At 65.5% G+C, this 8857-nt stretch carries 12 protein-coding genes and 1 pseudogene; 10 read left to right on the top strand and 3 right to left on the bottom strand.

From position 1 onward, the window contains the following. The first annotated feature begins 248 nt into the window (after window positions 1-248). From HY699_20445 to HY699_20430, 4 genes are all read left to right on the top strand, one after another. The gene (locus tag HY699_20445) at window positions 249-890 is read left to right on the top strand and encodes a deoxynucleoside kinase (GenBank protein ID MBI4518179.1); all 642 of its coding nucleotides are present in this window, start codon (window positions 249-251) and stop codon (window positions 888-890) included. A gap of 195 nt (window positions 891-1085) precedes the next feature. After that, complete coding sequence (gene panB, locus HY699_20440) at window positions 1086-1949, top strand: 3-methyl-2-oxobutanoate hydroxymethyltransferase (protein MBI4518178.1); 864 nt, start codon at window positions 1086-1088, stop codon at window positions 1947-1949. Between the two features lie 35 nt (window positions 1950-1984). Next, window positions 1985-2839 carry a pantoate--beta-alanine ligase gene (locus HY699_20435; GenBank protein ID MBI4518177.1) on the top strand — a complete coding sequence of 285 codons (855 nt, stop codon included), beginning with the start codon at window positions 1985-1987 and terminating at the stop codon, window positions 2837-2839. An 11-nt stretch (window positions 2840-2850) separates the two neighbouring features. Beyond that, window positions 2851-3252 (top strand): aspartate 1-decarboxylase, encoded by a 402-nt coding sequence (locus HY699_20430; protein ID MBI4518176.1) that lies wholly within the window; start codon window positions 2851-2853, stop codon window positions 3250-3252. 341 nt (window positions 3253-3593) lie between these two features. Here HY699_20430 and HY699_20425 read toward each other — a convergent pair. From HY699_20425 to HY699_20415, 3 genes and pseudogenes are all read right to left on the bottom strand, one after another. Continuing rightward, window positions 3594-3926 (bottom strand): annotated as a pseudogene (locus HY699_20425) (type II toxin-antitoxin system RelE/ParE family toxin). Next, window positions 3923-4351 carry a type II toxin-antitoxin system HicA family toxin gene (locus tag HY699_20420; GenBank protein MBI4518175.1) on the bottom strand — a complete coding sequence of 143 codons (429 nt, stop codon included), beginning with the start codon at window positions 4349-4351 and terminating at the stop codon, window positions 3923-3925. Before HY699_20420 ends, HY699_20425 begins: the two are co-directional and overlap by 4 nt. Continuing rightward, window positions 4320-4466, bottom strand: a complete 147-nt coding sequence (locus tag HY699_20415; protein ID MBI4518174.1) for a hypothetical protein — start codon at window positions 4464-4466, stop codon at window positions 4320-4322. The genes HY699_20420 and HY699_20415 overlap by 32 nt, the downstream gene beginning before the upstream one ends. 213 nt (window positions 4467-4679) lie before the next feature. On the opposite strand from HY699_20415, the gene HY699_20410 reads away from it, so the two are divergent. From HY699_20410 to HY699_20385, 6 genes are all read left to right on the top strand, one after another. Further along, window positions 4680-4961: a type II toxin-antitoxin system prevent-host-death family antitoxin gene (locus HY699_20410; protein MBI4518173.1), complete on the top strand. Its 282-nt coding sequence runs from the start codon at window positions 4680-4682 to the stop codon at window positions 4959-4961. Window positions 4962-5265: 304 nt separating this feature from the next. Beyond that, a complete protein-coding gene (locus HY699_20405; protein ID MBI4518172.1) occupies window positions 5266-6540 on the top strand; it encodes a hypothetical protein in 1275 nt (424 codons plus the stop codon). Further along, a complete protein-coding gene (locus HY699_20400) occupies window positions 6537-7187 on the top strand; it encodes a hypothetical protein (protein ID MBI4518171.1) in 651 nt (216 codons plus the stop codon). Before HY699_20405 ends, HY699_20400 begins: the two co-directional genes overlap by 4 nt. Further along, complete coding sequence (locus HY699_20395) at window positions 7184-7552, top strand: hypothetical protein (protein ID MBI4518170.1); 369 nt, start codon at window positions 7184-7186, stop codon at window positions 7550-7552. Before HY699_20400 ends, HY699_20395 begins: the two co-directional genes overlap by 4 nt. Then, entirely contained in the window at window positions 7549-8118 is a 570-nt protein-coding gene (locus HY699_20390) for a cytochrome c3 family protein (GenBank protein MBI4518169.1), read from the top strand. The genes HY699_20395 and HY699_20390 overlap by 4 nt, the downstream gene beginning before the upstream one ends. Continuing rightward, on the top strand, window positions 8115-8857 hold a 743-nt coding region (locus HY699_20385; protein ID MBI4518168.1), incomplete at its 3' end, for a hypothetical protein. The genes HY699_20390 and HY699_20385, both read left to right, overlap by 4 nt.

Here is an 8857-nt window from a genome sequence, read left to right as displayed (position 1 = left end):
GTAGCGAGCCGGTGCCGTGGATTCCCGCTTTCGCGGGAATGACAGATTGCGTCCCTTTCGGGAATGACAAATTGCGTCCCTTTCGGCCATGGGCCTCGGTCTGACAGTCCACCGTACTGTCATTACGGTGTGGATTTGCCCGGTCGGCTGCACGTTACCCACAGATTTGTCGCACACCCCCGCCCGATCGCCGCCTGGACCCACGGGCGCCGTTGTGGTACTCGGCCGCAGCGCAAACGGGCTGGGCGGTGAAGGGCTCACGGTACATCGTGGTCGAAGGGCCGATCGGCGTCGGCAAGACGACGCTGGCGCGCTTGCTGGCCGATGCCTTCGAGGCCCGGCTGGTGCTGGAGCAGGTCGAGGAGAACCCGTTTCTCAAGAAGTTCTACGAAAAGCCCCGCCAGCACGCCTTCCAGACCCAGCTCTACTTCCTGCTCACCCGCTACCGCCAGCAACGCGAGCTTGCCCAACAGGATCTTTTCAGCCAAAATACCGTCGTCGATTATCTGTTTGCGAAGGACCAAATCTTTGCTCAGTTGAATCTCGATGCCGATGAACTCGCGCTCTACCGCCAGCTCTTTGGCCTGCTCGACGCGCGGCTACCGAAGCCGGACTTGGTCGTCTACCTCCAGGCGCGCTCGAACGTGCTGCTCTCCCGGCTGCGCAAGCGCGACCGCGACTACGAGCGGCGGATCGTGCCCGAGTACATCGAACGGGTAGCGGAGGCATATCGCGACTTTTTCTTTTACTATGAAGAAACGCCCCTCTTGGTGGTCAACTGCTCGGAGATCGACTTCGTGGCCAACTCCGACGAGATGGCGGATCTGATCCGCGAGATCAAAGGGATGGGGCAGGGAGTGCAACACTACATACCGCTTGGATCCAAATGACTCCCCGGCTCAGCCGGGAAGGTGGACCGAGACGGAGGCTTTTCGGGGCTTCTTGAGCAAGTGATCTGAGCGTCGGGCAGAGCGGCTACATTACGGGTCGACTCACCCCCGCCCGGTGCTCTCATCGCCAGTCATTGAATCTCCGGCTTTGCACGCGCAAAGGCCCTCCTCTTCGGTCCGGGAGGGCTTTTTGTTATGGAGCGCAAAGTCACGGTCCCGGATCTCATCAGACGCAAAGGCGGCGGCGAGCCCATCGTCGCCATCACCGCCTACGATTTCCCGTTCACCCGCATCGTCGATAGCGCCGGCATCGATCTGATCCTGGTGGGCGACTCGCTCGGCATGGTGGTGCAAGGGCTCGACACCACCCTGCCGGTCACCATGGACGAGATGGTCTACCACTGCCGCATGGTGACTCGCGCCCGCCCGCGCGCGCTGGTGGTGGGCGACCTGCCGTTTGGCTCCTACCAGGTCAGCACCGCCAAGGCCGTGGCCAATGCCGGCCGTCTGATCAAAGCCGGCGGTGTCGAGGCGGTAAAGCTGGAAGGCGGTGTGGCGGTGGCCGACACCATCGCGGCGATTGCGGCCGTGGATATTCCGGTGATGGGTCATATCGGGCTCACGCCGCAGTCGGTGCATCGGATGGGTGGTCACAAGGTCCAAGGCCGTGCCCGCGGCTCCAAACCCGGCCAGCGCGAACGCGTGATCGCCGACGCGCTCGCGGTCGAGGAGGCGGGGGTGTTCGCGGTCGTACTCGAAGGCATCCCGCGCGACCTTGCCGCCGAACTCACCGAACGCCTGACAGTCCCCACCGTCGGCATCGGCGCCGGACCTGACTGCGACGGACAGATCTTGGTGCTGCACGACGTGCTCGGGCTTTCCGATCGCCTGTCGCCGCGCTTTGCCAAGCGCTACGCCGAGCTGTGGCACGTCGCCAGCGAAGCCGTGCGCGCCTACGTCGAAGACGTGCGCAGCGGCGTGTTCCCGAGCGATCGCCACTCGTTCCACTCGCTGACACCGGTGCCGCCGCGCGACGGCAAGGTGGCGGCGCAGGGCTGAGGTGTGGGGCGCTAAGCCTTGCCGGCAGGCCTCCGATGGAAACCATCACCAGTATCCGCGCAATGCAGCGGTGGGCCGACGGCGCCCGCGCCGCCGGCCGGCGCATCGGCTTGGTGCCGACGATGGGCTACCTGCACGCCGGACATCTCAGCCTTGTGGCTGTAGCACGCCGGCACGCCGATGCGGTCGTGGCGTCGATCTTCGTGAACCCTATGCAGTTCGGTCCGGATGAAGACCTCGCGCGCTATCCGCGCGACCTCGAGCGCGATACCGAGCTGCTCAGCGACGCTGACGCCGAGGTGCTGTATCTACCGCAGGCGAGCCAGATGTACCCCGATGGGTTTCAAACCGCGGTAACGGTGGAGCAGGTGACAGGCTGCTTGTGCGGGGAGAAGCGGCCCGGCCACTTCCGCGGCGTGACGACGGTGGTCACCAAGCTGTTCAACGCGGTCAAGCCGCAGGTGGCGGTCTTCGGGCGGAAGGACTTCCAACAGCTGGTGACAATTCGCCGGATGGTGCGTGATCTCGACTACGACATCGAGATCCTCGGCGCACCGATCGTGCGCGAGCCCGACGGCTTGGCGATGAGTTCGCGCAACGCCTACCTCGCGGGCGCGGAACGCGCTGCCGCGCGCTGCTTATCGCAAGCGCTCGCCGCCGCCGAGGACGCGGTGCAGCAGGGTGAGAACCGCGGCGCTGCGCTGCTCGAACGAGTCCGCGCGGTGTTGAGCGCCGAGCCGCGCGCGCGGATCGACTACGTTGCACTGGCCGACGCCGAGTCGTTGCAGCCGGTCGAGTACGTCGCCGGCGCGGCCGTGCTAGCGCTGGCGGTGTTCATCGGTGCGACCCGTCTGATTGATAACACGATACTGGGCGACAGCGCCCGGTAAGGAGAAGGCCGATGTACCGCAACATGTTTCGCAGCAAGATTCACCGCGCCACCGTCACCGGCGCCGACCTGAATTACGAGGGCAGCGTCACCGTTGATGCCACCTTGCTGGCGGCCGCGGACATCCTACCGCACCAAGAGGTCGAGATCTGGAACGTCACCAACGGCGAACGCTTCCGGACCTACGCGCTGCGCGGCCAGCCCGGCTCGGGGGTGGTGTGCATCAACGGCGCCGCCGCGCACAAGGCCAAACCCGGTGACCTCGTTATCATTGCCACCTTCGGCTGGATGACCGAGGCCGAAGCCCGCACCTGGGAACCGCGCATCGCCTTCGTCGACCGGCAGAACCGCATCGTCGAACGCCGCCACGAGCAGGCGGGGCAGGCGGAGCTGGCGCAGGTGTTGTGGCAGTGAGCCGGGACCTCGGCCGGGTGGCGCACAGTCCGGCGGAGTTCGCTCTTGCAGTTCGCGCTGCGAAGCGACTAGGTTCTCTTCTCGTGCGTTCCGGCACCGGAAAGTAAGCTCTGATCACGCGGTACCAGCCAAACCCATCGACACCGCGCAGGTGCAGTTGCCCGCCGGCATCGCCGAGTTGATCGAGCGGCTCGCCGAGCACAACCACGACGTCTGGCCGCGACGGCGCCTGCGCGACGGCTGCTGGAGCTATGGCCCCCAGCGCGACGACGCCAAGAAGCAGCACCCCGATTGCTCGCCCTCCTGTCGCGGCGGGGCGATCGGCACCGTTGGAATGCCGGCGTCGCGTGGGCGAGTTCGGGGAACTCAAGGAGCCGGTCGACGGCCGCGTCGAAGTCGTCGAGGAAGCGCCCAGCCGCCGCCGGGTTCTGCTCAGCAATGGTCGCAGCGATGGCGTCGACGTCCTGCTGAGCGAGCGGCGTGATGTCGGCGATGAACGGGCGCCTCACGAGTGGGCGGATCTGCGAGTGCCGGTGCACCGGCAGGGCGTCAAGGAGCACGGTGATCGTGTCGCCCTTGTCGCTCGTGAAGCCAACGCCGATCTCACGCCAGCGGTCGCCGGCGTCGGTCGTGATCGGTGGTTCAATCACGCAACAGCTTGATGAACTCTTCAGTCGTGAGGCCGGCCTGGCGAATAAATCTCGTGGAGCAGGCCGCGTTTGATGTCACCGTGATGGAATGGCACCGGTACGGAGCGTGGGCGATTGGGATGACGGAAGAAGTGATGGGAGCCGGTCGTATGATCGAGAACGAACCCGGCGCGTTTCAGCACTGCAGGTAGCCGCGAATAAGGTCCTCGGCCATGGCGCGCGCTTCGTCGAGCGTTTCGCCCTGGGTCGCGATGCCGTGGAGGGCCGGCACGCGCACAATGAAACCACCTTCCTCCGCGGGTTCGAAGACGACGGTGTATTCGTACTGGGCGCTGCGCACCGTGGTGGTGTGCCTCGTTTTGGTTGGTTTGGCCTTCCGCATAACGGCAATAGTGTAAGCGAGGGGGCAGGAGCTGGTCAACGTGCGCGCTGGTGGTGCCGCCGTTCATAGACGGCGCGCTCGAACTCGTCGCAATCGAGCAGGTCGGCCCACGCTCCCGATGTTGCCCGGATAACGTCCGCATGGTCGGCCGCCGGAGCGGAGGTGACGGTGACTTCCGCCATTTCTCCATCGCAGAGCGGCAGCGGCTCGGCGAGTGCGAGGTTACCCGCGCGCGGAGGTTCATGTTCAGGTCCGTGTGGTCGATGGCGAAGCTGAGGGTTCCCGATGCTGGATGACGAAAGCGGGACTTGACCGCGCCAAGGGCGGGGGCGCATACAGTAGGCGGGCAGGGGTTGTAGACATTGGCGACGGGTGATGGGTAGGAGCAGGTTGACATGGCGAAGGCGACGGCACCGCTGGCCGACTATGTCCGCGACGTGCGAAGGCAGCCGGTGGTTGTTACCCGGCGTGGAAGGCCAGTCGCGGCACTGATGCCCATTGAGAACGCGGACCAGGAAACGGCAACACTGAGCACAAACCCGCAGTTCTTGGCCCTCATCGAACGGTCCCGACGGCGCCACAGGGCAGAGGGTGGGATCTCCAGTGAGGAGATGCGCCGGCGTCTCGGTGTGCCTGCCAAGCGCGCACGCGGCGCTCGAAGGCGGCGCAAGGACTGACACGCCGCCGCTGCTGTTTGTGCGCTGCTCCGGGCTGGGCTACGCGTTAGAGCAGCGAACCACTTGTCGCGACCAAGTCGGTGAGCGTTGCGGCTTGGAGCTGCTCGAACAATTTCTGCGGCACCTTCAGGTAGCGCCACTGGGTACCCGTGAGAACCGTGGCGTCCTCGCACCATCTTTGGGCCGCCTCGTCCTGCCGCCGCTTTCGCTTGCACCCATGGTGCGGTTTTCGTAGTAGGTGCGGTGGAGAGATTCGGTGTTGAGGAGTGGGGCAAGCGCTGTTGCCTTGGGCTTGGGGGCGGTCATGCTTTTGGCTGCGGCGGCACGGGCGCAGGAAGCGGCCGGCACGCTGTCGCTGCGCGGGCAAGTCCGCCAAGGCGATCACACCGGAGAGACCGAGGCGCCACATGATCTTTACGGCGACCTGGCCCTGACCGGCATCGGTCACGGCAGCCGCTTCGATACCTTCTTCCGGCTAGAGCGCGACTTCGGCAGCGACGATGGGGCTAGTGATTTCTACGCCGGCTCGTTGCAGGTGCCCGGGGCGATTCCGGGCGTCGGCCTGGCGCTCGGGCGTCAGTTCGTCAGCGAAGGGCCCGGCGGTGTCTTCGTGGCCGATGCGGGCAAGGTTCGCATCGACCCGGGCTGGCCGGTGTCGTTCACCGTCTTCGGTGGCGCGCCGCGCTACTTCGAGCCGACCTTCACCACCAACCTGCTCTCCCAAGACGAGACCATCTGGGGCGGGAGCATGCGCACCACACGCCTGGGTGGTACCCAACTCTCACTCGGATACTTCGGCCTGGAACGAGCCGACCGCGTTTTGCGCCAACTGGTCAATGTCACCGCCTCGCGGACATTCGCCACGCTGCTTGGCGTCCCCAGCTTTTACGGCTCGCTATCCTATGACGCAGACCACCAGAATCTCGACCTTGGCACCGCCGGAGTGGATCTGCTGTGGACCAACCCGCGACTCAACTTCAACCTCGAGGGCACGTACTACAAACCCCAGGACGACGCTCGGCGTCCGGCGCTGGCTGATCTCAACCGGCGCGAGGATCCCACCTTCGACCTGTTCGCCGCCGGCGCCATGAGGCAGGCACGAGCCGGTGTGTCACACCCTTTCGGGCCGACCTTGTCCGGCTTCGTCGATTACTCCTTCCAGCACTACGACCACATCAAGGATAGCCAGGTCGAGAACTCCCACTTGGCCAGCGCCGGGCTAATGTGGCTGCCCGGTGGTGATGGCCTCGAGGTGGTCCGCCTGCAGTACTACGTCATCGACAGCGACGCCGGGCGTGTCGACGGTGGCAAGGCCCTATACGAGAATCGCGTGTACGAGCGAGTGATCTTCCGGACCCAGATTGAGGTCACCAGCTACGACAAGGAACGAAACCAATCCGACACCCCCATCAGCGGACTTGCCGGCGTGGGCTTCGTCGTCCTGCCCGGGCTGACATGGGAGGTCAATTTCGAGGGCAATCGCAACGACCGCTTCGACGAGGATTTCCGCTTCGGGTTCTTGATCGAATACAACTTCCGCCGCCGTCTGGCGCGGGAAAACGAGGGGAAGACGCTGTGAGGTGGCGGACCGTCTTCATCTGCGCCGCGGTCGTCACCGCTGGTTGGTTGGCGGCGTGCCGCGAGTACATGCCTGCCAATCGCTACCTGCAGCGGCGGGCGGTCTCGCAAGCCGGCTTGAGCACTGCTGACGCGCGCCACAAGTTCACCCACCAGCGCCACGCCAAAGTGCTGGAATCGAGCGCCGCTACTTGCCTTGATTGCCACCGCTTCGACGCGCTGATCGACTCCGGCGAGGAAGAGCTAGCGCGCGAGTTGTCGGCACAAGCTCTTTATCCGGGCAGTGGGGCTTGCCACTTCTGCCACGGGCCAGGCGCCGGCCATGTGGGTGCCGCGCCGAGCGCGTGCACGACCTGCCACGACAACCTCGCCCCCCTGCGGCCCGCGGATCACGATGTGGCGTGGTCGCGTGTGCATGCCGGCATGGCGCGCGCCAATCCAGCGCTGTGCGAGTCCTGCCATCGCCAGCAGCAGTGCATCGACTGCCACGAACGGCGGGATTCGATCCAGACTCGCATGCATGATCGCAATTTCCGCTTCATCCACGGCATCGAGGCCACCGCCAACCCGATGCGCTGTGCCAGCTGTCACCGTGAGGATTTCTGTATCCGCTGTCACGAGCGGGGAAATGTGAGCGGCGCGCCATGAGCGCACTCCTCGGCAGGCGGCAACCCACGTGGGCACCGGGACTTCTTGGTGCCCTGCTCGGTCTAGCGCTGGCGAGCTGCGGCAGCGACGGGCCGATGGCCGGCGACGACTTCGGTAACCTGCTAGCCTCACCCGCCGGCTTGGTGGTGGTCGAAACCGAGCATCCCACCGGCTGGGGGCGGCCAGATTGTTTTGCCTGCCACGAACTGCGCAACATGCACGTGGTCAATCGTACCGGGCTGCCGGAGTGCACCGAGCAGGTGACGGACGGATGCATCGACCTAGCCGCGACCCGCAGCATCGTTCGCAATCAGGGCGAGTCGAGTTGTCAGCTCTGCCACGGGGACAACGGGGTGACGCAGTGAAGCGCGCGGCACTGCTGCTACTGGGGCTGCTGGTTCTCCACCCTCCTGCACGGGCGCAGGAAGATTCGGAAGACCTGCACAACATGATTGCCCCGGACGGGCAAGTGCAGGCAGAGAAGTGTGCGGCCTGCCACAACGACGACTTGACTTTGTCACGCTCGAAGCCGGAGACCTGTACCCTGTGCCACTCGCCAACCGCTCACGCCGGCGCTGCCGAGCACGCTCGCGCCAGCGCCGCTAGCGTTGCCCGCCTCCTCACACCAACCGCCCAGGAGCAGGCACCACTGCCGCTGACCGAAGATGAACGCATCTATTGCGGCACCTGCCACGTGTTTCACGATCCGGCTATCAGCAACGAAGACACACAGGCTTCGCCGTGGCTGCCCCGCCCCGCGGGCTTGCCCGAGAGCGTAAAGCAAGCGGTGGAGAAGCGGTGGCAACGCGCGCAGAGCCGGCACAACGCGCCTGATGTCGGTGCGACGTTTGCCAAGAAGGGAACGCGCCGGCTGCGGCTACCCGTCGATGACGGCAGCCTGTGCCGCCGTTGCCATGGGGCTGGGCGATGAGCAACGCCGGGGTTATACGCGCCGGAGGTTCAAGCCGTCACGGCCGGGCCGCGGCGCGCGGGAGGCTGGTTGCCTGGTGGCCGGTCGCGGTCGTCTTCTGCTTCGCCGCGTGCGGCAACGAGGGCGCTCCGCAATATCAAGGCCCGCCGGCCGATACCATCGCTGCGTTTGGACAGTGCGCCATTTGCCACACGACTGAGGCCGGTAGTCTGCTAGCAGGCGGCGCTGCTCTCAAATGCGAGGTGTGTCACCGCGAGTTGTTGGTCGGACGCACCGGCCCGGGACACCGACAAATCCCCGGACCCGAGCAAGTGCCGGCCTTCCCCGGGCCCTCGCACAACGCCGGCGAGTCGAGTGTGTTTGGGAAGTGTGCCCTCTGCCACAACGATCTGGCGATCACCTTGCTGCCGTTGCACGACTCGCTGACCTGCGACACTTGCCACGACGACTTGCTGCCGGGCGTTTACGGTTCCGGCCATCAGAGCAAGCCGGATGAAGAGCAGGTACCGGCGTTCCCCGGCCCATCGCACAACGCCGGCGAGTCGAGTGTGTTTGGGAAGTGTGCCCTCTGCCACAACGATCTGGCGATCACCTTGCTGCCGTTGCACGACTCGCTGACTTGCGACACCTGCCACGATGAGTTGCTGCCGGGCGTCTACGGCCCCGGCCATCAGAGCAAGCCGGATGAAGAGCAGGTACCGGCTTTCCCCGGGCCCTCGCACAACGCCGGTGAGTCGAG

The organism is Deltaproteobacteria bacterium, assembly GCA_016210005.1.
Taxonomy (GTDB): Bacteria; Desulfobacterota; Binatia; order HRBIN30; family JACQVA1; genus JACQVA1.
Note: the sequence above shows the minus strand (reverse complement) of the source record. Positions and strands in the feature narration are given on the sequence as shown.

What these genes read in the sequence shown, in the direction of transcription:
- panB (MBI4518178.1), top strand. Translation starts at nt 1,086, where the DNA reads ATGGAGCGCAAAGTCACGGTCCCGGATCTCATCAGACGCAAAGGCGGC.
- HY699_20435 (MBI4518177.1), top strand. Translation starts at nt 1,985, where the DNA reads ATGGAAACCATCACCAGTATCCGCGCAATGCAGCGGTGGGCCGACGGC.
- HY699_20430 (MBI4518176.1), top strand. Translation starts at nt 2,851, where the DNA reads ATGTACCGCAACATGTTTCGCAGCAAGATTCACCGCGCCACCGTCACC.
- HY699_20420 (MBI4518175.1), bottom strand. Translation starts at nt 4,351, where the DNA reads ATGAACGGCGGCACCACCAGCGCGCACGTTGACCAGCTCCTGCCCCCT.
- HY699_20415 (MBI4518174.1), bottom strand. Translation starts at nt 4,466, where the DNA reads ATGGCGGAAGTCACCGTCACCTCCGCTCCGGCGGCCGACCATGCGGAC.
- HY699_20410 (MBI4518173.1), top strand. Translation starts at nt 4,680, where the DNA reads ATGGCGAAGGCGACGGCACCGCTGGCCGACTATGTCCGCGACGTGCGA.
- HY699_20405 (MBI4518172.1), top strand. Translation starts at nt 5,266, where the DNA reads ATGCTTTTGGCTGCGGCGGCACGGGCGCAGGAAGCGGCCGGCACGCTG.
- HY699_20395 (MBI4518170.1), top strand. Translation starts at nt 7,184, where the DNA reads ATGAGCGCACTCCTCGGCAGGCGGCAACCCACGTGGGCACCGGGACTT.